A 22,767-nucleotide genomic window follows, 5' to 3' on the forward strand; every position below is an offset into this window, starting at 1 on the left:
CCTTTAGTAAGGCGATGCGGAGAACCTGACTGGAACAGGGCAGCCAGTGAAGAGCGCAATAAAAAGTGGCGCCTGGGCTGACTGGTAGGTACTTCAGAAGACGGGCAACACGCCAGGGCAAGGTTCTGCGCCTCTGGGTGAGGATCCTGTTCAGTCTGCTTTTTGGCTCTGCAGGGCGGGTATGGATTTGCCTGGGGAGCTTTCGAGTGGCGGGTCCTGTTTCAGCAGGATGGCCCGGAAGTGTGGGCGATGCTGCAAGGACCGCTTTTGCCAGAATGAGTTTCAGCTTGGTACTAACGGCGGCAAGAGTATAGGGCTCGTCCGGTGTTGGCAAGCTTTTTATCTTTCGTCCGGCAAGCCGAGCATTATGTCCACTTTGCGGGTCGCTGTGAAGCCCTGCATCTTGCTGCGAATCGCTGCGATGGTGCAGTGCGCCGCCTCGCTTTGGGGCGCTTGTGCACACTTGGCGCGACCTGTGTCACAGCGCTGTAACAGCCTGAGATATGCCAGCCATTGACTTGCTCGAACGGACAAGTCAATGAAAAAAAACACTTTTTTGAGCTGGTGAAAAAATCGACAGTTTGACTGGGAGCCCCATTCCACCGGGGTTTGCGGGGTGTCAGGAGCGGTTGTCCACCGAGTTATCCACAGCTTCTGTGGATTGTCCCGAGCGGTTGCTCTAGGACGGGCGTGCTAGCTGATCGAAGGCTGTCGGACAATTTACCTTGGGCGTAGTACTGGCTAAAAAATCACCTAAGAAAGGTCAAGAAAAAACTTCAGCCGAATCGAAAAAAACTTCAGAAATGACCCGGGCGATCGTCGGAAAAATCGGGTAGAGTGCGCGCCCCAAGAAATTCCTTCCCTGTTTTTATGAAGTTTCGCGGTAAATCCTCAGACTCTAATCCCTCGTCATCGTCCGTACCCGAGCCTCGGCGCTTTTCGCTGAAGGTAGCGTTGTGGCTGCTCGACAGCCCGCGCCTGGGTGACAAACCCCAGGTCAAGCATTTTGCCGGTCGCCTGCTCAAGCAGCCGGCCCGCGAAGGCGTGGTGGTGGCGCAAAGCCGGTTGGGCCAGATGCTATGTCGCGATTGCGGCAATGCCCGCGACCGGCGTATCGGTCATGAACTGCTGCGCCAGGCGGCCCGGGCCGGTGACCGGAGGGCGCAACTGGAATACGGCCGGCTCTGTAGCCAGCCCGAGGTCAACGAGCCGGAGCAGGCCCGTCACTGGCTTGAACAGGCCGCAGCCAAGGGCTCGGCCGAGGCCAGCCGCCTGCTGGGGCAACTGCCACGCGGCTGAGTGCTGCAGCGTGCTCGGGTGCTGTTAAGCTCTGCGGGACTTTTTTCCGGGGGTGAGCATGTTGTCGATGGCTGCAATCGATCTGGCCAGTGTGATGCTGGGTGTGGTGCTGGCCCTGGTGCCGTCGGGCCTGCTCCTGTTGCGTTGGCAGCGTCAGCAGACGGAGCGCCAGGCCCTGGCGATCCTGCACGAGGAGCGCCTGAGCAGTGCCCTGCTGGCCCAGGAAGGCCTGCAGGCGCAATTGGACGCCAGCCGTGACGAGATCAGCGATCTCAGCCAGGCCAACGCCGTCAAACAGGCCAATCTCGCCGCCCAGGCCCGCGAACTGGACCTGCTGCAGATCGATCGCGATAACGCGCGCGATGCCGCCCACGCCTGGAGCCTTGAGCGCACTTCCCGCGAAGCCGAACTGCGCCGCCTCGATGCCCGTTGCGCCGCCCTCGACGCCGAGCTGCGCGAGCAGCAGGACAGCCACCAGCAACGCCTGAATGACCTGCAAGGCTCGCGGGATGAATTGCGTGCGCAGTTCGCGGAAATGGCCACGCGCATCTTCGACGAGCGCGAACAGCGTTTCGCCCAGACCAGCCAGCAGCACCTCGGGCAGTTGCTCGATCCACTCAAGGAGCGCATCCAGGCGTTCGAAAAACGGGTGGAAGAAAGCTACCAGCAGGAAGCGCGCGAGCGCTTCTCGCTGGGCAAGGAACTGGAGCGCCTGCAACAACTCAACCTGCGCCTGAGCGACGAGGCGACCAACCTGACCCAGGCGCTCAAGGGGCAGAAAACCCAAGGCAACTGGGGCGAACTGATTCTGGAGCGGGTGCTGGAACATGCCGGCCTGGAGAAGGGCCGCGAGTACCAGACCCAGGTCAGTCTGAAGAGCGCCGATGGCGAGCGCTTCCAGCCGGACGTGCTGATTTTCCTGCCGGACGACAAGCAGGTCGTGGTGGACTCCAAGGTCAGCCTGACGGCCTATCAGCAGTTCGTCGCCGCCACCGAGGACGACGTCGCCCAAGCCGCATTGAAGCAGCACGTGCATTCGTTGCGTAGCCACATCAAAGGCTTGTCCAGCAAAGACTACAGCCGCCTTGAAGGTTTGCGCAGCCTGGATTTCGTTCTGTTGTTCGTGCCGATCGAGGCGGCGTTCTCGGCGGCGCTGCAGGCCGAGCCGACGCTGTTTCAGGAAGCCTTCGACCGGCAGATCGTGGTCGTCAGCCCGACCACGTTGCTGGCCACCCTGCGGGTTATCGACAGTCTGTGGAAACAGGAGCGGCAGAGCCAGAATGCCAAGGAAATCGCCGAGCGCGCCGGCTGGCTGTACGACAAGTTCGTACTGTTCATCCAGGACCTGGACGAGCTCGGCAGTCGCCTGCAACAGGTGGACAAGGCTTACGCGGCGGCGCGCAACAAGCTCTGCGAGGGGCGCGGCAACCTGATCAGCCGCAGCGAACAACTCAAGCTGCTCGGCGCCCGGGCCAGCAAGAGCCTGCCTGCCGATCTGCTGGAGCGGGCCATGCAGGCCGGCGACAACCCGGCCAACGACCTGCTTACTGCACCAGGCTCAGATGGCGATTGAGCAGGGCGCGCAGGGCTGCCGGCTTGACCGGCTTGCTCAAGTAGTCGAGGCCCGCGGCATGCACCTTGGCCACGGTCTCGCCGTGACCGTCGGCGCTGATCACCACGCCCGGTACTGGCTCGCCCAAGCGGGTACGTAGCCAGGCCATCAGTTCCGTTCCCACCTCGCCGTCGTCCAGGTGATAGTCCACCAGTGCCAGGTGCGGGCGCAGGCCCTTGTCCAGCAGCGCGGCGCATTCTTCGCGATTACGCGCGGTGGAGACCTGGCAGCCCCAGCGACTGAGCAGGCTGTTCATGCCGATCAGGATGCTGTCTTCGTTATCCACGCACAGCACTTGCAGGCCCGCCAGAGGCTGGCCGGCCTGTTCCGGCGTTTTCACTGGTTCGATAGCCCGCTCACTGGCCAGCGGGACCCTGACCCGGAACACGCTGCCCTTGCCGGTCCATGACTGCACTTCCAGCGGGTGGCCGAGCACCTTGCACAGGCCGTCGGCGATCGCGAGGCCCAGGCCGAGGCCTTTTTCGGCGCGGGTCTGGTGGCTGTCCAGGCGTTTGAATTCTTCGAAGATCACTTGCAGCTTGTCGTCGGCGATACCCGGCCCTCGGTCCCAGACTTCCAGCCACAGGTGGTCCTTGTGGCGGCGCACGCCCAGCAAGATCGGGCTTTTGCCGTAGCGGAAGGCGTTGGTCAGGAAGTTCTGCAGGATGCGCCGCAGCAGCTTCATGTCGCTGTTGACCCGCAGGCGGCTACCGCGGAGGCGGAAGTCCAGGCCCTGTTCGCGGGCCAGCACCTTGAACTCGGCGCCGAGGGTGTCGAACAGATCGCTGAGGGCGAAGGGCTTGGCGTCCGGGGTGATCTTGCCGTTTTCCAGGCGGGAGATATCCAGCAGGTCGCTGATCAGTTCTTCCGCCGAGCGCAGCGAGCTGTCCATGTGCTGTACCAGTTGCTGGGCTTCGCCGGACAGGCCCTCGGCCTGGTGCGACAGCGCCGCCGAGAACAGTCGCGCGGCGTTCAGCGGCTGCATCAGGTCGTGGCTGACCGCAGCGAGGAAGCGGGTCTTGGACTTGTTCGCCGCCTCGGCATGGCTCTTGGCTTCGGTCAGGGCCAGGTTCAGTTGCGACAGCTCGCGGGTACGCTCGGCGACCCGTTGTTCGAGGCTTTCGTTGGAGTCCTTGAGTGCCTGTTCGGCTTCGCGGAACGGGGTGATGTCGGTGAAACTCATGACGAAACCACCGCCCGGCATCGGGTTGCCGATCAGCTCGATGACCCGACCGTTGGGGAACAGCCGCTCGGAGGTATGCGCGCGGCCCTGGCGCATCCAGTGCAGGCGCCGGGCGACGTGGACCTGCGCTTCGCCGGGGCCGCACAGACCGCGTTCGGCGTTGTAGCGAATGATGTCGGCGATCGGCCGGCCAACGCTGATCAGCCCGTCCGGATAGTTGAACAGCTCAAGGTAGCGGCGGTTCCAGGCCACCAGGCGCAGCGACTGGTCGACCACGCTGATGCCCTGGCTGATGTTTTCGATGGCGCCTTGCAGCAAGGCGCGGTTGAACTGCAGCACTTCCGAGGCTTCGTCGGCGATGCGCACCACGTCTTCGAGTTGCATGTCGCGGCCTTCGATGGCCGCCTTGACCACCGCGCGGGTCGAGGACGTGCCCAGCACACCGGCGAGCAGGCGCTCGGTGTGTTCGATCCACTCGCCGTCGGCATTCTGGTTGGGGTTGAAGCCCTTGCCCTGGCGGTAGGCGAAGCGGATGAAGCTCTGGCGCGCACGTTCTTCGCCGACAAAACGCGCGGCGAGGTGCAGCAGGTCATCGATCTGCACCGCCAGCAGCGACCGGTTGCTCGGCCGCGCGCTGCTTTGCTGGCCGATGAAACGCCCGGCCTGCCAGTGCTCGGTGACCCGGGTCCGTGACAGCACCGAGACCCAGGCGAAAACGGTGAAGTTGCCGGCCAGCGACAGCACAACGCCTTGGGTCAGCGGTGTGATCGGCAGGTCCAGCGGGTTACCGTGCAGCCACGCCAGGCCGGGGAACAGATCCAGCGACCAGCCCAGGCTATGGGCGGCGATCGGCAACACCAGGGTGTAGAACCAGAGGAAGGTGCCCGTGGCGAGACCGGCGAATACGCCGCGGCGGTTGGCCTGTTTCCAGTACAGCGCGCCGAGCATGGCTGGAGTCAATTGGGTGACTGCGGCGAAGGCGATCTGGCCGATGGTCGCCAGGCTTGCCGTCGAGCCGAGCAAGCGGTAGCTGACATATGCCAGCAGCAGGATGACCACGATGGTCACCCGGCGCACCGTGAGCATCCAGTGGCGGAACGCTTCGAACGGCCGCTCGGCGTTGTTACGGCGTAGCAGCCAGGGCAGCAGCATGTCGTTGGACACCATGGTCGACAGCGCCACGGCCTCGACGATGACCATGCCGGTGGCGGCCGAAGCACCGCCGATGAACGCCAGCAGGGCGAGGCTCGGATGGGCCTCGGCCAGTGGCAGGCTGATGACGAATGAGTCGGAAATCACCGTGCCCGGCAGCAGCATCTGTCCGGCCAGGGCGATCGGCACCACGAACAGTGCGGCCAGAACCAGGTACATCGGAAACACCCAGCGCGCCATGCGCATGTCCTGCGGCTCGATGTTCTCCACCACGGTGACCTGGAACTGCCTCGGCAGGCAGATGATCGCCATCATCGCCACCCCGGTCTGCACCACCATCGACGGCCAATTGATGGTCTCTTGCCAATAGGCGTCCAGCGCTGGCGAGGCCTTGGCCTGGCTGAACAGGTCGTCAAAGCCGTCATACAGGTTGAACACCACGAAGGCGCCGACGGCGAGGAACGCCAGCAGCTTGACGATGGCTTCGAAGGCGATGGCCAGGACCATGCCGCGGTGGTGCTCGGTGACATCGAGGCTGCGGGTGCCGAAGACGATGGAGAACAGCGCCAGCACCAGCGACACCACCAGCGCGGTGTCTTGCACCCGGCTGCCGGTGGCGTCGGCGTTGGCGCCGATCAGCAGGTTGACCCCGAGGACGATGCCTTTCAGTTGCAGGGCAATGTAGGGCAGCACGCCGACCAGGCAGATCAGCGCGACCACCACCGCGAGCGCCTGCGACTTGCCGTAGCGGGCGGCGATGAAGTCGGCGATGGAGGTGATGTTTTCCTGTTTGCTGATCGCCACCATCTTCTGCAGCACCCAGGGCGCGAAGATCATCAGCAGCACCGGGCCGAGGTAGATCGGTAGAAACGCCCAGAGTTGTTCAGCGGCCTGGCCGACCGCGCCGAAGAATGTCCAACTGGTGCAGTACACCGCCAGCGACAGGCTGTAGACCCAGGCGCGCAGGCGCGGCGGCAGCGGGGTGCTGCGACGGTCACCGTAGAAGGCGATAGCGAACATGATGGCCATATAGGCCAGGGCGACCACCGCGATCAGCCCGCTGGACAACGACATGACAACTCCGAACAAAAAGTGAGCTGGCCGGCATGGCAGACGACGAGCCTCGATCAATCAGTCTGGCACGCCGCCAACGCTTCGTCAGCGCCGACCAAGGTCGCAGTGGCGGGGTGTCGCAGGGAAGCGGTGATCCAGACGGGTTGTGGCGCAATTGCGGGGTTCTGTTATCGGTTAAATCGATAACAGATAGAGAAAATAACCGTTATATGGATATTCCTGTCAGTTGTAAGCTCATTCCTACCTCATCAGAGGACAGGAGATAACCGCCATGACTTGCCAGACCACTGCCCATCCCTTACGTCCCTTCAACCAGTTGGCCCATCCCCGCGAGGTGATTCGCCAGTTCACGCCGAACTGGTTCGCCGTGGTCATGGGCACCGGCGTGCTGGCGCTGGCCTTGCCGCAAGCGATGCCGGCGCTGATGGGCGTGGCCGAAGCGCTGTGGTGGCTGGCCATGGGGTTGTTCGTGTTGTTCTGCGTGCTTTATGGCGCGCGCTGGGTGCTGTTCTTCGATGAAGCCCGGCGCATCTTCGCCCACTCCACCGTGTCGATGTTCTTCGGCACCATTCCCATGGCGCTGGCGACCTTGCTCAACGGCGCCCTGGCGTTTGGCCTCGCGCGTTTTGGCGACGGCATCCTGCCGTGGGTCGAAGCGCTGTGGTGGCTGGACGTGGCGCTGGCGCTGCTGTGCGGCGTGGCGATTCCGTTTCTGATGTTCACCCGCCAGGAGCACAGCATCGACCAGATGACTGCGGTCTGGCTGCTGCCGGTGGTGGCGGCGGAAGTGGCGGCGGCCAGCGGCGGCTTGCTGGCAGTTCATCTGGACGACGCCGCGCGGCAGTTCCAGGTGCTGATCACCAGCTATGTGCTGTGGGCGGTGTCGTTGCCGGTGGCCTTCAGCATCCTGACCATCCTTATCCTGCGCATGGCCCTGCACAAACTGCCGCCGGCGCACATGGCCGCCTCGAGCTGGCTGGCGCTTGGCCCGATCGGCACCGGCGCGCTGGGTATGTTGCTGCTGGGCGGTGATGCCCCGGCAATCTTCGCCGCCAACGGCCTGGCCGGCTTCGGCGAGATCGCCCGCGGCCTGGGCCTGATCGCCGGGATCGTGCTCTGGGGCTGTGGGTTCTGGTGGTTGCTGACGGCGGTGCTGATCACCCTGCGTCACCTGCATCAGGGCATGCCGTTCAACCTGGGCTGGTGGGGCTTTACCTTCCCGCTGGGGGTGTACGCCCTGGCGACGCTGAAACTGGCGGTGTGGCTCAAGCTCGGATTCTTCCAGACCCTCGGCGGCGTGCTGGTGCTGGCGTTGATCGGGATGTGGTCGGTGGTGGCCTGGCGCACCGTGCGGGGGGCGTGGCGGGGAGAGTTGTTTGTTTCGCCGTGTATTGCCGATTGTGGCCGCAAGAAGGGCTGACCGATCAGGGCAAGCGGCACTGGATTGAAAGACGGCCAATCCGGCAAAGTGTGGCTTTTCTCGCGCTCGGCGCCTCAAATCACAAAGCCCACTCAGGTACATGGACGATGAGCCACACCTCGCAGTTCGCCTTGCTCAAGAAACGCCGCTTCTTGCCCTTCTTCATTACCCAGTCGCTGGGAGCATTCAACGACAACCTGTACAAGCAGTCGTTGATCCTGGCGATCCTCTACAAGCTCAGTATCGGCGGCGATGGCTCGATGCTGGTCAACCTCTGTGCACTGCTGTTCATCCTGCCGTTCTTCCTGTTCTCGGCGCTGGCCGGGCAATTCGGCGAGAAGTACACCAAGGACGCCCTGATCCGCGCGATCAAATTGGCCGAGGTGGTGATCATGAGCATCGGCGCGGTCGGCTTCCTTTATAACCAGTTGTGGCTGATGCTCGTGGCGTTGTTCGCCATGGGCACGCACTCGGCGTTGTTCGGTCCGGTGAAGTATTCGATCCTGCCCCAGGCCCTGCGCGAAGAAGAGCTGGTCGGCGGCAACGGCCTGGTGGAGATGGGCACGTTCCTGGCGATCCTCGCCGGCACCATTGCCGCCGGGGTGATGATGTCCAGCAGCACTTACGCTCCCGTGGTGGCCACTGGCATCGTCGGCACCGCGGTGCTGGGTTATCTCGCCAGCCGTTCGATTCCCCGCGCAGCCGCGGCATCGCCGGAACTCAAACTGCAATGGAACATCATCGCCCAGACCGGCGCGACCCTGCGCATGGGCTTGCGCCAGACGCCGGCGGTGTCGCGCTCGATCGTCGGTAACTCGTGGTTCTGGTTTGTCGGGGCGATCTACCTGACGCAGATCCCGGCGTATGCCCAGGTGTGGATGCACGGTGATGAAACCGTGGTCACGCTGATCCTGACCCTGTTCTCGGTGGGCATCGCCCTCGGCTCACTGCTCTGCGAGCGCTTGAGCGGACGCAAGGTGGAAATCGGCCTGGTACCGTTCGGCTCGTTCGGCCTGACCCTGTTTGGGCTGCTCTGGTGGTGGCATTCCGGCGATATCCCGGCCGGCGCCGCGCCTTATGACTGGTTGGCGCTGCTGGGCATGGCCAAGGCCTGGTGGATTCTGCTGTCGATCGTCGGCCTCGGCGTATTCGGCGGCTTCTATATCGTGCCGCTGTACGCGCTGATCCAGGCGCGCACCCCGGAAGACCAACGGGCCCGGGTCATCGCCGCGAACAACATCCTCAATGCGCTGTTCATGGTGGTCTCGGCCATCGTCACCATGGTTCTGCTGGGCGTGGCCGGGCTGGAGATCCCCGAGCTGTTCCTGGTGGTGTCCCTGCTCAATATTGCGGTGAACGCCTATATCTTCAGCATCGTTCCCGAGTTCAGCATGCGCTTCATGATCTGGCTGCTGAGCCATTCCATGTACCGGGTCAAGCACCGCGACCTGGAGCAGATCCCGGACGAAGGGGCGGCGCTTCTGGTGTGCAACCACGTGTCGTTTGTCGATGCGTTACTGATCGCGGGTGCGGTGCGTAGGCCGATGCGCTTTGTCATGTACTACAAGATCTACAACCTGCCGGTGCTGAACTTTATCTTCCGCACCGCCGGCGCCATCCCGATCGCCGGGCGCAGTGAAGACCTCGCCACCTACGAGCGGGCGTTCGAGCGGATTGCCGCGTACCTGGAGGACGGTGAGCTGGTGTGCATCTTCCCGGAAGGCAAGCTGACCAGCGACGGTGAGATCGACGAGTTCAAGGGCGGGATGAAGCTGATTCTGCAGCGCACGCCGGTACCGGTGATTCCGCTGGCGTTGCAGGGGTTGTGGGGGAGTTTCTTCAGCCGCGATCCGGGCAAGGGCTTCTTCCGACGGTTCTGGTCGCGGGTGACCCTGGTGGCCGGCCCCGCTGTTGCGGGAGAACAGGCGGAGCCGGCGCTGTTGCGCGAACGGGTAGGGGCGTTGCGCGGCGAGATTCGCTAACTGACGTGAGCGAAGAAGGTCAGCTTGCGCTGACCTTCAGTCCAATCAGGCCGGCGACGATCAGCGCAACGCTGAGCAGCCGCACCAGCGCCATGGACTCCCCGAACAGGATGATCCCGGCGATGACCGTCCCCACCGCACCCACGCCGGTCCAGATTGCATAGGCAGTACCCAGCGGCAATTCCTTCATGGCAAGACCGAGCAAGCCAAGGCTGACAGCCATGGCGGCGACGGTGAGGGCGGTGGGCAGGGGGCGGGTGAAGCCGTCGGTGTACTTCAGGCCGACAGCCCAGCCGACTTCGAAAAGGCCGGCGAAAAACAGAATGATCCAGGACATGCTCGTTACTCCATCAGGTGATGGGGCCGTCCCCGGATGGTCACGCGGTGCGTCGCGAGGCCGTCCTCGCAGTGCGCAGTATAGTGCACAGTCTTGGTGCGAAGGGCAAACAGGATGTAGGCGGGACCGCAACCGCGGCCCCGCGCTTCATCAGATGCCTTGCGGAATATCTTCACCGCCCAGCGCTTCGAACAGCGCCGGCAGGAACTCGGTGAAGGTCAGCATCATCAGGGTGAAGCTGGCATCGAGCTGGCCCAGGGCCTCCTCGCCGCCGTCTTCCTCGGCCTGATCCTGCAGCAGTTCTTCGAACTTCAGGCGCTTGATGACCATCTTGTCGTCGAGGACGAACGACAGTTTGTCTTGCCAGGCCAGGGACAGTTGCGTGACTTGCTTGCCGGTGCCCAGGTGCAACTGGATCTCGTCGCTGGTCAGGTCCTGGCGCTTGCAACGGACGATGCCGCCGTCTTCGTGGGTGTCGCGCAGTTCGCATTCGTCCAGGACATAGAAGTCCGGGGCGGCTTTCTGGCTTTTCACCCAGTCGGTCATGGTGGCGGTTGGGGCGATCTTCACGGTCACCGGACGCACCGGCAGCGAGCCCATCACTTCACGCAGGGTCGACAGCAGGTCTTCGGCACGCTTGGCGCTGGCCGAGTTGACCAGTACCAGGCCCAGCTTCGGCGCGATGGCGGCGAAGACCATGGCGCGGCGGATAAAGGCACGCGGCAGGAAGGCCTGGATGATCTCGTCCTTGATCTGGTCGCGTTCCTTCTTGTAGACCTTGCGCATCTGCTCGGCCTCGATCTCTTCGACCTTCTCCTTGACCGCGTCGCGCACGACGCTGCCGGGCAGGATGCGCTCTTCCTTGCGCGCAGCGATCAGCAGGAAGTCACCACTGACGTGCACCAGTGGCGCGTCTTCGCCTTTGCCGAAGGGGGCGACAAAACCGTAGGTGGTCAACTCCTGGCTGGCGCATGGGCGAGCGGGCTTGGTGGCCAGTGCAGTTTCCAGTGCTTCGGCATCGAACGGGATGTCCTGGGTCAGGCGGTAGCTCAGCAGGTTTTTGAACCACATGGGGCGGATCACTCCTCTCTATATAAGGGGGGCATTATTCTCCGAGGGAGCCGCTGAGGCCAACCCCGCTAAGTCGTTGGAACGCCTGAAAAAATTTTTTCAAAAAGTGCTTTACAGACCTTGGGGTGCTCCGTAGAATGCGCGCCACACCGAGACGAAGGGTGATTAGCTCAGCCGGGAGAGCATCTGCCTTACAAGCAGAGGGTCGGCGGTTCGATCCCGTCATCACCCACCACTCAGTGTTAAGCGCAGCGGTAGTTCAGTCGGTTAGAATACCGGCCTGTCACGCCGGGGGTCGCGGGTTCGAGTCCCGTCCGCTGCGCCATATTCAACTTCCAGGGCCCACTGAACACCCGGAAGTTACAAAGGAAGCGACCTTAGGGTCGCTTTTTTTGTGCCCACGATTTCTTCGGCATCCCATGCCACGCCTTGGTGCGCCGCTCACCATCACGGTGCAGCGATTTCCTCACGACAGACCGCCAAGCCCCATGAATCAGGGCTTCGGGCACTCTGGCGCGCCCCTTGCTTTCACCTGCTCATCAGGCAATCAACGTCGATTGCCCCGTTCACGACAAAGGCGCCGTGCTGCTTCCCCTGTTTTTCAGGGCGGAGCGGCAGGGCGCCTTTTTGTTTTTGTGCAAAAGGCAGGGGAGTCAGGGTCATGACCAGCACGACGGTGCGCAGTGTCTGTCCGTATTGCGGTGTCGGTTGCGGCATCGTCATGAGCGTGACCGACAACCGGGTGACCAAGGTCAGCGGTGACAAGCAGCACCCGAGCAATTTCGGCCGGCTCTGCACCAAAGGGCTGAGCTGCCATCAGCCGCTGCGCGAGTCCGGGCGCATGGAATGGGCGTTTCTGCGCGATCAGCGCCAGCGCGACCCGGTGCGTCTGGGGATTGAGCAGGCCATCGAACAGACCGCCCGCCGCCTTCGCGCAATCATCGACCGCGACGGCCCGGACGCCGTGGCGTTGTATGTGTCCGGGCAGATGTCGCTGGAAGCCCAGTACCTGGCGAACAAGCTGGTGAAGGGCTTTATCCGCAGCCGGCATATCGAGTCCAACTCGCGCCTGTGCATGGCCAGCGCTGGCAGCGGCTACAAGTTGTCGCTGGGCGCTGACGGCCCACCGGGCAGCTATCAGGATTTCGAGCACGCCGAGGTGTTCTTCGTCATCGGCGCCAATATGGCCGACTGTCATCCGATTCTTTTTTTGCGCCTGCTCGACCGGCTCAAGGCCGGCGCTCGGCTGATCGTCGTCGATCCGCGGCGTAGCGCCACCGCCGACAAGGCCAACCTGTTTCTGCAGATCCGCCCCGGCACCGACCTCGCCCTGATCAACGGCCTGCTGCACCTGCTGCACGAAAACGGTCACACCGATAACGAGTTCATCGCCCGCTACACCGAGGGCTGGGACGAAATGCCGGCCTTCCTCGCCGATTACACGCCGGCACGGGTTGCTGAAATCACCGGTTTGGCCGAAGCCGATATCCGCCAGGCCGCCGCCTGGATCGGTGCGGCGAAGGACTGGATGAGCTGCTGGACCATGGGCCTCAACCAGAGCATCCATGGCACCTGGCACACCAATGCGCTGTGCAATCTGCACCTGGCAACCGGAACGATTTGCCGTCCCGGCAGCGGACCGTTCTCGCTGACCGGCCAGCCCAATGCCATGGGCGGGCGGGAAATGGGCTACATGGGCCCCGGCCTTCCCGGACAGCGTTCGGCGTTGGTCGAGGCCGACCGGCAGTTTGTCGAAGGTCTCTGGAACATTGCGCCGGGCAGCCTGCGCGCCGAAGGCGGCGAGGGCACCATCGGCCTGTTCGAGCAGATGGCGGCGGGCGAGGTGAAGGCCTGCTGGATCATCTGCAGCAACCCGGTGGCCAGTGTCGCCAACCGCCAGGGGGTGATCGACGGCCTGCGCGCGGCGGAACTGGTGATCAGCCAGGACGCTTTTCTCGACACCGAAACCAACCGTTACGCCGACATCCTTCTTCCCGCCGCGCTGTGGGCCGAATCCGAAGGCGTGATGATCAACTCCGAACGCAACCTGACCCTCACCGCCAAGGCGGTGGATGCCCCTGGCGATAGCCTGCCGGACTGGCAGATCATCGCCCGGGTGGCTTGTGCCATGGGCTACGCCGAGGGTTTCAGCTATGCCAGCGCCGAAGCGGTATTCGAGGAAATCCGCCAGGCCTGGAACCCGGCAACCGGCTACGACCTGCGCGGTCTCGATTATCAGCAACTGCGAGAAGGCCCGCGGCAATGGCCGTGCGAGCCGGGGCGGGCCGACAGCCGCAGCCCGCTGCGCTACCTCAATGACGGCCTGAGCCAGACGCCACGCGACGGTGTCGATGGTGAACGCCCGGCCATCGTTTTTGCTACCGCCAGTGGCAAGGCCCGTTTCTTCGCCCGGCCATGGTTGCCGCCGTCCGAATTACCGGACGAGTCCTACCCGCTGGTGCTCAACACCGGCCGCGTCCAGCACCAGTGGCACACCCTGACCAAGACCGGCAAGGTCGCCAGCCTGAACAAGCTCGAGCCTGGGCCGTTCCTCGAAATCAACCCCGAAGACGCCGCCGCCTTGGGCATTGCCGACAAGGACCAGGTGAAAGTCAGCTCCCGCCGCGGCCAGGCCGTGCTGCCAGCGCGGATCAGCGCGCGGGTCCTGGCGGGCAACTGCTTTGCGCCGTTTCACTGGAACGACCTGTATGGCGAGCAACTGGCGATCAACGCCGTGACCTGCGATGCCGTGGACCCGATTTCCCTGCAGCCGGCGTTCAAGCACTGCGCCGTGGCCCTGACCCGGGTCAGCGGCGAGCGCATCGATGCACTTCAACTGAATCCCGTCATTACCAAGGAGGCCGGGCTGATGCCGACCGACACCTTGCGCCAGGTCCTGGGCCTGGGTGCGCCCCCTGCTTTGGCCCTGGCCGAAAGCGAACAGCAGTATTTGCACGGCTTCCTGCTCGGGCTTGGTGCGGCGACGCCCGTTGGTGTGCCGGTACTGCCCGCCAATGCGCCCCTCGCCCCGGCGCGGCGCCTGTTTGTCGATGGGCTGCTGGCCGGGATGTATTCCCGCAGTGAGGCGTCGACCAGCAGCGCGCTAGCGGCGATCGAGCAAAAGCCCTCGCATCTGGTGCTCTGGGCTTCCCAGACCGGCAACAGCCAGACCCTCGCCGAGCGTTGCGCCAGCCACCTGCGGGAGGCGGGGCTGAGCGTGCACCTGGACTGCATGGAAGCGGCGAAGCCGGCGCAGGTCGGCGAAGCGGCCAGTCTGCTGTTGATCACCAGCACCTTCGGCGATGGCGAAGCGCCCGACAGCGCCACCAGCTTCTGGCAGGCGCTGCAGGATGACGCCGCCTGGGCGAAGCGGCCTTATGCGGTGCTGGCCCTGGGCGACTCCAGCTACGACCAGTTCTGCGGTTTCGGGCGAAAACTGGATCAGCGTCTGACCGAACTGGGTGGCGAGCGCCTGCTGGAACGGGTCGATTGCGAGCCGGATTTCGATGAGCCCTTCGCCAGTTGGCTGCAGGCGCTGACGGCCAAACTCGCCGAAGCGCCGATGCCGATGCCGATGCCGATGCCGGTGCCGGTCGCCGAGGTGGCAAAGCCTGCGTTCGGCAAAAACCATCCGCTGCCCGCGCAGTTGCTGGAAAACCGCGTGCTCAATGGGCCGGGGGCGAGCAAGGAAACCCGGCAGCTTGTGTTCGATCTTGGCGACAGCGGGCTGAGTTACCAGGCGGGCGATGCGCTGGGTGTCTGGCCGCGCAACTGTCCGCAACTGGTGGAGGAGTTCCTGCGCTGTAGCGGGCTGGACGGTGATGCCGTGGTCAACCTCAAGGAACCGATGCCGCTGGCTGTTGCGTTGGGCGAGCATCTGGATATCACCCGCATCACGCCGCAGGTATTGGCCAAAGTGTCCGGGTTGCCCGCTGGCAAGGCCGAATTGAATGACTGGCTCTGGGGACGGCAGTTGGTCGATCTGCTCGCCGAATTTCCCTTGAACCTTTCCCTGGCGGAGTGGCTGGCGCTGCTCAAACCATTGCAGCCGCGGCTGTATTCCATCAGTTCCAGTCCAAAGCTGCACCCGACGCAGGTGCATCTGACCATGTCCACCGTGCGCTTCGGTCAGCGCAAAGGGGTTTGCTCCAGCTACCTCGCGGATCGCGCCGAGAACCTGAGGGTGCAGATTTTCCCGCAGCCGTCGGCGAGTTTTCGGTTGCCGGCGGATGATGGCGTGCCGGTGATCATGATCGGCCCCGGCACCGGGATTGCGCCGTTTCGCGCGTTTCTGCAGGAGCGGGAGGCGCGGCAGGCCAAGGGGCGTAACTGGCTGTTCTTCGGTGAGCAGCGAGAGGCCTGTGATTTCTACTACCGCGATGAACTGATGGCGTGGTGTGACAGTGGTGTTCTGACCCGACTGGACACGGCGTTTTCGCGGGATCAAGCGGAAAAGGTCTACGTGCAACAGCGCATGCGTGAACACGGCGCGCTGTTGTGGCAATGGCTGGAGGAGGGCGCCTGCTTCTATGTGTGTGGTGATGGGGCGCGGATGGCCAAGGATGTGGATGCCGCGCTGAAAGAGGTGATTGCCGTGCAGGGTGGGATGAGTGCCGAGGATGCCGCGCTCTATGTGGCGCAGATGGGGCGGGACAAGCGTTATCTGCGGGATGTCTATTGAGGCCTCACGGCAGCTCAGCCGGGCCGACTCTGTAGGAGCGAGCTTGCTCGCGAAGCAGCCCCATTAGAGTTCACCCCCGGAATGAATTGCACCAGCGTGGTTCGATTTCCCCACGGTTTCACTGCAATTTCCCTGATTTCCCCACTTGGCACACTCCCTGCTTTTACAACTCCACAACGTCCCGGGTGGTCAACGTCGATCACCGCTACGGACTACATAACGATTCAAGACCAGGCAAAGGCGCCTGGAGCTTCGGCTCCAGGCGCCTTTTTTTGTGTTTTTTTCGGGGCACGCCCCGCACCGTGAGGATCCGGACATGAACGCCATCGCGTCCATCGAACAACGAGAAAAGCTGGTCATCGTCGGCAACGGCATGGTGGGCCACCATTGCGTCGAGCAACTGATCGAGCGCGGCGCTCTGGCCCGTTTCGAGGTGCGGGTGTTTGGCGAAGAGCGCCAACGCGCCTACGACCGGGTGCACCTGTCGGAGTACTTCAGTGGCAGCGACGCCGAGGCGCTGGCGCTGGGTGAGGCGGAGTTGTACGCCGAGCATGGCATTGCGCTGCACCTGGGCGAGACGGTGCTGGAACTGGACCGCGAGCGCCGCGAAGTGGTGACGGCCGAGGGCCGTTACCCCTACGACCGGCTGATCCTGGCCACCGGTTCCTATCCCTTCGTGCCGCCGATCCAGGGCTCCGAAGGCGCGGCGCGGCTGGTTTACCGGACCCTTGATGACCTCGACGCCATCCGCATCGCCGCCACCAACGCTCGGCGCGGCGTGGTGGTGGGCGGGGGCCTGCTCGGGCTGGAGGCGGCCAACGCGCTCAAATCCCTCGGCCTGGAAGCCCATGTGGTGGAATTCGCGCCGCGGCTGATGCCGGTGCAACTGGACAGCGAAGGCGGCGCGGCCCTGCGTGCGCAGATCGAGGCGCTGGGTGTCGGCGTGCATACCTCGCGGGCGACCCAGGCGATTGTAGACGGCCAGGACTACCGCTACCGCATGAACTTCGACGGTGGCGAGAGCCTTGAGACCGACCTGATCGTGTTCTCCGCCGGCATCCGGCCGCAGGACGCACTGGCCCGTGGTTGTGGCCTGGAGATTGCCCCGCGCGGCGGCGTGGTAATCGACGGCGAATGCCGCTCCAGCGACCCGCGTATCTACGCCATTGGCGAATGCGCGTCCTGGAACGGCAGTATCTTCGGTCTGGTGGCGCCCGGCTACAACATGGCCCGCAACCTTGCGGCGGCACTGGCGGGGCAGTCGTTCAGCGCCTTCGAAGGCGCCGACATGTCCACCAAGCTCAAGCTGCTCGGCGTGGACGTCGGTTCCATCGGCGACGCCCACGGCGCCACGCCCGGTGCGCGCAGCTACCGCTTTATCGACGAGGCCGGCAGCGCCTACCGCCGACTGGTGCTGGACCCCAGCGGCAAGCGGGTGATCGGTGCGGTGCTGGTGGGCGACAACAGCTATTACGACACCCTGCTGCAATACGTGCAGAACGGCATCGCGGTGCCGGCCGATCCGTCGTCGCTGATCCTGCCGCTATCCTCCGGTGCCCCGGCCCTCGGCGCCGACGCGCTGCCGGACACCGCGACCATCTGCTCCTGCCACAACGTCAGCAAAGGCGCGATCTGCGCCGCCATCGACAGCGGTTGTGGCGACCTCGCCGCAGTCAAGGGCTGTACCAAGGCCGCCACCGGTTGCGGCGGCTGCGCGGCGCTGCTCAAGCAGGTGTTCGAGCATGAGCTGACCGCCCGCGGCGTGACCGTGGACAAGAGCCTCTGCGAACACTTCGCCTACACGCGCCAGGAGCTGTACGGCATGGTGCGGGTCGAGGGGATTCGCACCTTCGCCGAACTGCTGGAGCGCCACGGCAAGGGTCATATCGGCTGCGATATCTGCAAGCCCACCGTAGGCTCGATCCTCGCGTCGTGCTGGAATCAGCCGATCATGGACCCGGCGCTGGTGCCGCTGCAGGACACCAACGACACCTTCATGGCCAACATGCAGAAGAACGGCACCTACTCGGTGGTGCCGCGAATTCCTGGCGGTGAAATCACCCCGGAAAAGCTGATCGTGATCGGTGAAGTAGCGAAGAAATACGACCTCTACACCAAGATCACCGGCGGCCAGCGCATCGACCTGTTCGGCGCCCAGTTGCATGAGTTGCCGCTGATCTGGGAAGAGCTCATCGCTGCCGGTTTCGAGACCGGCCACGCCTACGGCAAATCTACCCGCACGGTGAAGTCCTGCGTCGGCAGCACCTGGTGCCGCTACGGCGTGCAGGACAGCGTGAAAATGGCCTTGCTGTTGGAGGACCGCTACAAGGGACTGCGCTCGCCGCACAAGCTCAAGTTCGCGGTGTCCGGCTGCACCCGCGAGTGCGCCGAGGCGCAGAGCAAAGACATCGGTGTGATCGCCACCGAAAAGGGCTGGAACCTCTATGTCTGCGGCAACGGCGGCATGCGTCCGCGGCATGCCGAACTGTTCGCTACCGACCTCGACGACGACAGCCTGGTGCGCATCATCGACCGCGTGCTGATGTTCTACATCCGCACCGCCGACAAGCTGCAGCGCACCTCGGTCTGGCGTGAAAGCCTGGAGGGCGGGCTGGACTACCTCAAACAAGTGATCCTCGACGACAGCCTGGGCCTCGCTGCCGAGCTGGAAGCGCAGATGCAGCATGTGGTCGACCGCTACGAATGCGAGTGGGCCAACGCCCTGAAAGACCCGGAAAAGCTCAAGCGCTTCCGTACCTTCGTCAATGACCATCGCGCCGATCCGGGCGTGCATTTCGTCCGCGAGCGTGGCCAGCGCCGGCCGATTGCTGCGGCTGAACTCCATTTGATCCCGACCACCGAGGAGGTGCTCTGATGAACCTGTCGAACGTAGCGGTGCAATCGCCAACCCAATGGACCCCGGTATGCGCCGAAACCGACCTGGTGGCCCAGTCGGGCGTGGTGGTGTGGCACGAGGGAGCGCAGGTGGCGTTGTTCTATGTGCCGGGTGCCGAGACCGAAGTGCATGCGCTGGACAACCATGACCCGCGGTCTGGTGCCAATGTGATCGGGCGTGGCCTGATCGGCAGCCTGAAGGGCGAACTGGTGGTGGCGTCGCCGTTGTACAAACAGCATTTCTCACTGCACGACGGGCGCTGTCTGGAGGATGAAGGGCAGGGGTTGCGGGTCTGGGCGGTGCGGGTGAATGAGGGGCGGGTGGAGATCGGCGAGGAACGCACTTACAAGCTGTAAGCTTCAAGCTTCAAGCTGTAAGCGGCAAGCTGCAAGAGGAAAGCAGCGGCGACGCCGACCGCTCTTTCTTGCCGCTTGAAACTTGTAACTTGAAGCTTGAGAGCCGATAAACTCCGACCATGAACCTCGACACCCGAATCAAATTCCGCCACCTCCTGTGCTTTCTCGAAATTGCCCGCCAGGGCAGTTTCGCCAAGGCCGCCGATGCCGTGGCCATCACTCAGCCGGCGATTTCCAAGACCCTCAAGGAACTGGAAGACCTGCTCCAGACCCGCCTGTTCGAGCGCGGCCGTCAAGGCGTTGAACTGACCCCGGCCGGGGTGCGTTTCATGCGTTACGCCGGTCCTTGCGTGCAGGCGCTGCGGGAAGGGGTGAGCACCCTGCGCGGCGAAGAACATGCGCCGCCGCAGGTGAAGGTGGGCGTGCTGTCGACGGTGGAAAGCCTGCTGATGCCGGAAGCCCTCTGCCGCCTGCATCAGCGTCATGCCGCACTGGTGGTCAGTGTCGCTACGGGGCCGAGCGCGCACCTGCTGGCGCAATTGCATGTCGGTGAGCTGGATCTGGTGATCGGTCGCATGACCGACAGCCCGCAAATCCAGGGCCTGTTGTTCGAACACCTGTACAGCGAATCGATGTCGTTGGTGGTGCGCCCCGGCCATCCATTGCTGGCGCGCGTGCCGATCGAGCGCAGCCAGCTCGGCGCCTATCCGCTGGTGCTGCCGCTGGCCGGCACGACCATTCGCAAGCATGCCGACAGCCTGTTCGTGCAATGCGCCATCGAACAGCCGCGCCAGCGCCTGGAAACCCTTTCGCCAGCCCTGAGCCGGCGTTATGTCCAGGGCAGCGATGCGATCTGGGTCGCGCCGCGCGACGCGGTACGGGTAGACCTGGATCGTGGCGAACTGGCCGAGCTGGACCTGGGCGTCAGCGAGCCGGGCGGCTCGGTGGGGATCTGCAGCAACGCCGCCTTGCCGCTGCCGCTACCGGCGCAATGGCTGTGTGAAGTGTTGCGTGAAGTTGCAGCGCAATACCGTGACGGCGACTATCCGTAAGCCGCGCAATGGCACTTTTGCCCCGGTCGAACCTTCCATACTGGCCCCGTGCCGGATGCTTGTATGAAGACCTGTTCATCTTGCTGAACTTCTAGGACTTTTCTCGTTCCTATTGCCGGTAGCCATTGGTCGTGGCCGCCTGATATTCTCGCGGCTTTACCCGATTGCCCCTTTGGCGCATGAACAAGGAAATAGCATGAAACAGCATCGGTTGGCGGCTGCGGTTGCCCTGGTTAGCCTGGTCCTGGCGGGTTGCGATTCGCAGACCAGCGTCGAGCTGAAAACCCCGGCACAGAAAGCCTCCTACGGTATCGGCCTGAACATGGGCAAGAGCCTGGCTCAGGAAGGCATGGACGACCTCGATTCCAAGGCTGTTGCCCAGGGCATCGAAGACGCCGTAGGCAAGAAAGAGCAGCGTCTCAAGGACGAAGAGCTGATCGAAGCCTTTGCCGCCTTGCAGAAGCGCGCTGAAGAGCGCCTGACCAAGATGAGCGAAGAGTCCGCCGCGGCTGGCAAGAAATTCCTCGAAGAGAACGGCAAGAAGACGGGTGTCGTCACCACTGCTTCGGGCCTGCAGTACGAAATCGTCAAGAAGGCCGACGGCGTTCAGCCCAAGCCGACCGACGTGGTGACTGTTCACTACGAAGGCAAACTGATCGATGGCAAGGTGTTCGACAGCTCCGTCGAGCGCGGCAGCCCGATCGATCTGCCGGTCAGCGGCGTGATCCCGGGTTGGGTCGAAGGCCTGCAACTGATGCACGTCGGCGAGAAGGTCAAGCTGTTCATCCCGGCTGACCTGGCCTACGGCGCACAGAGCCCGAGCCCTATGATCCCGGCCAACTCGGTTCTGGTCTTCGACCTGGAACTGCTGGGCATCAAGGACCAGGCCAAGCTGGATGCTCCTGAAGCACCAGAAGCCCCAGAAGCACCTGCCAAGTAATTCGGCCGATGCTGTTGTCCAACGCCCCGTCATGACGGGGCGTTGTCGTTTGTGCGGGACGGGAAAGGCGGTTGCGGCCGGACTGTGAAGCCCTTCGCAAAACGATTGCGGATTGAAACAAGTGTGTAAAAAACGCCCGATTTAACCCCGGGCCTTGCCCAGCGGGATTTGCGGGCCTAAAAAGAGGCTCTGTTCACAAGGTTATCCACAATTAATGTGGATAACCTTCCGGCATTGCCGTTGGAGGTCACATGAAAGCACCGTGGAATTTCACTCGCTTCCTGCCCCTGGCCGAACGCCTGCTCAGCCGCGGCCGCTTGCCGGCACTGCTGTTCGCCGTCGCCCGCAAAGGCCCGCGGCTGGGCCAGCTCAAGGACGACGTCCGGCTGCTGCAGGCGCTCTGCGTCGCCTGGTGGCGTGGCGAATACCGGGCCATCAGTCCCAAGGCGCTGGTGACCATCGTGGCGGGCCTGTTGTATTTCGTCAGCCCGCTGGACGCCATTCCTGACTGGCTGCTCGGCGTCGGCCTGCTTGACGACATTGCCGTGCTGGGCTGGGTGCTCAAGACTGTGAGTGATGAACTGGACGCTTTCCGTGCCTGGCGCGAGCGTCAATCTCCGGAAAAACTGCGGGTGGTCGAACGCCTGCCAGACACCCCGGAAGCCCTGCGCCTGGAACAGAACCGGCGCTGAGTAAAACCGGGCTGCTGCAATTCCCCCGTTGGCTGGTAATATTATTGGCATAACGATTATGCCTACAGATTACATGCGAGAAGTCCGACAAGGGGGTTGTGATGGCTATTCAGGTTATTAGCCGAGACGGTCAACCCGAGTACGCGGTTGTTCCCTGGGACCACTATCAGGCGTTACTCAAGGCGGCGGGTCAGCCGGAGGCCGTATCTCCGGCCGCGCAGACCGCCATTGAAGCACCCTCCGAACCGGCCAGCCTGCCTTTGTTGAGCGAGCTGGCCGTGTTGCGTCAGGCCAAGGGCCTGGCGGCGGAGCAACTGGCCCGGAGCGTTGGCATCAGCCCGCACTACCTGGCCATGATCGAAAGCGGTGAGCGCCTGCCCGACTCGGCGATACGCCGCAGCTTGGCCTGGGAGCTGGGGTTGCCGGGCTGGAGCGATCCGTCATGAGCGCCGTGCGGATCAGCCGGCAGCACTGGGACGGGCTGCTCGGCGAGCTGGATGTCGCGCGCCGCCAGCGCCATCTACTGACCTACCGCGCCTTGCTCGAACGTCTGCAATTGCCCAGCCCGGCGATGCAGACGCTGACCGCCGCCCTGGAACACCTGGCGCTTCTGGATGCCCGTGCCGAGCAGCCGCTGCGCAGCTCGCTGGTGATCAGCCAGGGCGCCAGCCGGTTGCCGCGAACCGGCTTCTTCGAGTGCGTGGAGCGTCTGGGGCGTTTTTCCGGGCCCTCGGACGGCATGGCCGCAGCGTCATGGCATGCCTCTGAAGTGGTGCGGGTCTTCGAGTTCAGTTACCCCGAAGAAGCCTGACGGTTTTTTCGCGCGTCTTCGGGGCGGCCCTCGCCCTGACGTGGTGGCGTGCGGGCCGGATTTTCCCGCCAGAATGAAAACTTTTTCATCTTTCCTGACCGCTTATCGGAACTTTCCCGATGGTGGCAAGTCAATGGCGTCAAGATATTGAGTAGCCATCATTTGGATGGTGCGTTCGATCTCTCCATCGCCAGGTTCAGGGACGAACG

At 63.6% G+C, this 22,767-nt stretch carries 16 protein-coding genes and 2 tRNA genes; 14 read left to right on the forward strand and 4 right to left on the reverse strand.

The window, feature by feature from the left end; translation table 11 throughout:
• Positions 1-870: 870 nt before the first annotated feature.
• Positions 871-1,299 (forward strand): tetratricopeptide repeat protein, encoded by a 429-nt coding sequence (locus tag DM374_RS06790; RefSeq protein WP_095155430.1) that lies wholly within the window; start codon positions 871-873, stop codon positions 1,297-1,299.
• A gap of 58 nt (positions 1,300-1,357) precedes the next feature.
• Complete coding sequence (gene rmuC / locus DM374_RS06795; RefSeq protein ID WP_110969187.1) at positions 1,358-2,872, forward strand: DNA recombination protein RmuC; 1,515 nt, start codon at positions 1,358-1,360, stop codon at positions 2,870-2,872.
• On the opposite strand, the gene DM374_RS06800 is transcribed toward rmuC, so the two are convergent.
• Positions 2,844-6,320, reverse strand: coding sequence for a PAS domain-containing hybrid sensor histidine kinase/response regulator (locus DM374_RS06800; protein ID WP_110969188.1), 3,477 nt, complete (start codon positions 6,318-6,320; stop codon positions 2,844-2,846). The genes rmuC and DM374_RS06800 overlap by 29 nt on opposite strands.
• 271 nt (positions 6,321-6,591) lie before the next feature.
• Here DM374_RS06800 and DM374_RS06805 point away from each other — a divergent pair, with 271 nt between their 5' ends.
• Both DM374_RS06805 and DM374_RS06810 read left to right on the forward strand, forming a co-directional pair.
• Positions 6,592-7,740, forward strand: a complete 1,149-nt coding sequence (locus tag DM374_RS06805; protein WP_110969189.1) for a TDT family transporter — start codon at positions 6,592-6,594, stop codon at positions 7,738-7,740.
• 107 nt (positions 7,741-7,847) lie between these two features.
• Positions 7,848-9,722: an MFS transporter gene (locus DM374_RS06810; protein WP_110969190.1), complete on the forward strand. Its 1,875-nt coding sequence runs from the start codon at positions 7,848-7,850 to the stop codon at positions 9,720-9,722.
• A gap of 19 nt (positions 9,723-9,741) precedes the next feature.
• Here DM374_RS06810 and sugE read toward each other — a convergent pair whose 3' ends face one another.
• Together sugE and rdgC are read right to left on the reverse strand one after the other, a co-directional pair.
• Complete coding sequence (gene sugE / locus DM374_RS06815; protein ID WP_095155435.1) at positions 9,742-10,059, reverse strand: quaternary ammonium compound efflux SMR transporter SugE; 318 nt, start codon at positions 10,057-10,059, stop codon at positions 9,742-9,744.
• A gap of 150 nt (positions 10,060-10,209) precedes the next feature.
• Positions 10,210-11,130 carry a recombination-associated protein RdgC gene (rdgC, locus tag DM374_RS06820; protein ID WP_110969191.1) on the reverse strand — a complete coding sequence of 307 codons (921 nt, stop codon included), beginning with the start codon at positions 11,128-11,130 and terminating at the stop codon, positions 10,210-10,212.
• Between the two features lie 159 nt (positions 11,131-11,289).
• On the opposite strand from rdgC, the gene DM374_RS06825 reads away from it, so the two are divergent.
• A tRNA-Val gene (locus DM374_RS06825) sits at positions 11,290-11,365 on the forward strand.
• A 13-nt stretch (positions 11,366-11,378) separates the two neighbouring features.
• A tRNA-Asp gene (locus tag DM374_RS06830) sits at positions 11,379-11,455 on the forward strand.
• Positions 11,456-11,658: 203 nt separating this feature from the next.
• On the opposite strand, the gene DM374_RS34060 is transcribed toward DM374_RS06830, so the two are convergent.
• Positions 11,659-11,793, reverse strand: a complete 135-nt coding sequence (locus tag DM374_RS34060) for a hypothetical protein (RefSeq protein WP_263854260.1) — start codon at positions 11,791-11,793, stop codon at positions 11,659-11,661.
• Between DM374_RS34060 and DM374_RS06835 the strand changes: the two genes are divergently transcribed.
• From DM374_RS06835 to DM374_RS06870, 8 genes are all read left to right on the forward strand, one after another.
• Positions 11,792-15,811, forward strand: a complete 4,020-nt coding sequence (locus tag DM374_RS06835) for a bifunctional nitrate reductase/sulfite reductase flavoprotein subunit alpha (RefSeq protein WP_110969192.1) — start codon at positions 11,792-11,794, stop codon at positions 15,809-15,811. The genes DM374_RS34060 and DM374_RS06835 overlap by 2 nt on opposite strands.
• Before the next feature lie 316 nt (positions 15,812-16,127).
• Positions 16,128-18,686 carry a nitrite reductase large subunit NirB gene (gene nirB, locus DM374_RS06840; protein ID WP_110969193.1) on the forward strand — a complete coding sequence of 853 codons (2,559 nt, stop codon included), beginning with the start codon at positions 16,128-16,130 and terminating at the stop codon, positions 18,684-18,686.
• On the forward strand, positions 18,686-19,063 hold the full coding sequence (gene nirD / locus DM374_RS06845; protein WP_110969194.1) for a nitrite reductase small subunit NirD: 378 nt from the start codon (positions 18,686-18,688) through the stop codon (positions 19,061-19,063). Before nirB ends, nirD begins: the two co-directional genes overlap by 1 nt.
• A gap of 119 nt (positions 19,064-19,182) precedes the next feature.
• Positions 19,183-20,115 carry a pca operon transcription factor PcaQ gene (gene pcaQ, locus DM374_RS06850; RefSeq protein ID WP_110969195.1) on the forward strand — a complete coding sequence of 311 codons (933 nt, stop codon included), beginning with the start codon at positions 19,183-19,185 and terminating at the stop codon, positions 20,113-20,115.
• Positions 20,116-20,311: 196 nt separating this feature from the next.
• The gene (locus DM374_RS06855; RefSeq protein WP_110969196.1) at positions 20,312-21,055 is read left to right on the forward strand and encodes an FKBP-type peptidyl-prolyl cis-trans isomerase; all 744 of its coding nucleotides are present in this window, start codon (positions 20,312-20,314) and stop codon (positions 21,053-21,055) included.
• Between the two features lie 251 nt (positions 21,056-21,306).
• Entirely contained in the window at positions 21,307-21,747 is a 441-nt protein-coding gene (locus DM374_RS06860) for a YkvA family protein (RefSeq protein ID WP_110969197.1), read from the forward strand.
• A 101-nt stretch (positions 21,748-21,848) separates the two neighbouring features.
• The gene (locus tag DM374_RS06865; protein ID WP_095155443.1) at positions 21,849-22,193 is read left to right on the forward strand and encodes a helix-turn-helix domain-containing protein; all 345 of its coding nucleotides are present in this window, start codon (positions 21,849-21,851) and stop codon (positions 22,191-22,193) included.
• A complete protein-coding gene (locus DM374_RS06870) occupies positions 22,190-22,558 on the forward strand; it encodes a hypothetical protein (RefSeq protein ID WP_095155444.1) in 369 nt (122 codons plus the stop codon). The genes DM374_RS06865 and DM374_RS06870 overlap by 4 nt, the downstream gene beginning before the upstream one ends.
• The last annotated feature ends 209 nt before the right edge of the window (positions 22,559-22,767 follow it).

It is taken from the genome of Pseudomonas huaxiensis (assembly GCF_003231275.1).
GTDB classification, from domain to species: Bacteria; Pseudomonadota; Gammaproteobacteria; order Pseudomonadales; family Pseudomonadaceae; genus Aquipseudomonas; species Aquipseudomonas huaxiensis.

Excerpts from the sequence above, each read along its gene's own strand:
- rmuC (WP_110969187.1), top strand. The coding sequence starts at position 1,358 with ATGTTGTCGATGGCTGCAATCGATCTGGCCAGTGTGATGCTGGGTGTG.
- rdgC (WP_110969191.1), bottom strand. The coding sequence starts at position 11,130 with ATGTGGTTCAAAAACCTGCTGAGCTACCGCCTGACCCAGGACATCCCG.
- DM374_RS06810 (WP_110969190.1), top strand. The coding sequence starts at position 7,848 with ATGAGCCACACCTCGCAGTTCGCCTTGCTCAAGAAACGCCGCTTCTTG.
- DM374_RS06860 (WP_110969197.1), top strand. The coding sequence starts at position 21,307 with ATGAAAGCACCGTGGAATTTCACTCGCTTCCTGCCCCTGGCCGAACGC.
- sugE (WP_095155435.1), bottom strand. The coding sequence starts at position 10,059 with ATGTCCTGGATCATTCTGTTTTTCGCCGGCCTTTTCGAAGTCGGCTGG.
- DM374_RS06870 (WP_095155444.1), top strand. The coding sequence starts at position 22,190 with ATGAGCGCCGTGCGGATCAGCCGGCAGCACTGGGACGGGCTGCTCGGC.
- DM374_RS06800 (WP_110969188.1), bottom strand. The coding sequence starts at position 6,320 with ATGTCGTTGTCCAGCGGGCTGATCGCGGTGGTCGCCCTGGCCTATATG.
- pcaQ (WP_110969195.1), top strand. The coding sequence starts at position 19,183 with ATGAACCTCGACACCCGAATCAAATTCCGCCACCTCCTGTGCTTTCTC.
- DM374_RS06790 (WP_095155430.1), top strand. The coding sequence starts at position 871 with ATGAAGTTTCGCGGTAAATCCTCAGACTCTAATCCCTCGTCATCGTCC.
- DM374_RS34060 (WP_263854260.1), bottom strand. The coding sequence starts at position 11,793 with ATGACCCTGACTCCCCTGCCTTTTGCACAAAAACAAAAAGGCGCCCTG.
- nirD (WP_110969194.1), top strand. The coding sequence starts at position 18,686 with ATGAACCTGTCGAACGTAGCGGTGCAATCGCCAACCCAATGGACCCCG.
- DM374_RS06805 (WP_110969189.1), top strand. The coding sequence starts at position 6,592 with ATGACTTGCCAGACCACTGCCCATCCCTTACGTCCCTTCAACCAGTTG.
- nirB (WP_110969193.1), top strand. The coding sequence starts at position 16,128 with ATGAACGCCATCGCGTCCATCGAACAACGAGAAAAGCTGGTCATCGTC.
- DM374_RS06855 (WP_110969196.1), top strand. The coding sequence starts at position 20,312 with ATGAAACAGCATCGGTTGGCGGCTGCGGTTGCCCTGGTTAGCCTGGTC.
- DM374_RS06835 (WP_110969192.1), top strand. The coding sequence starts at position 11,792 with ATGACCAGCACGACGGTGCGCAGTGTCTGTCCGTATTGCGGTGTCGGT.
- DM374_RS06865 (WP_095155443.1), top strand. The coding sequence starts at position 21,849 with ATGGCTATTCAGGTTATTAGCCGAGACGGTCAACCCGAGTACGCGGTT.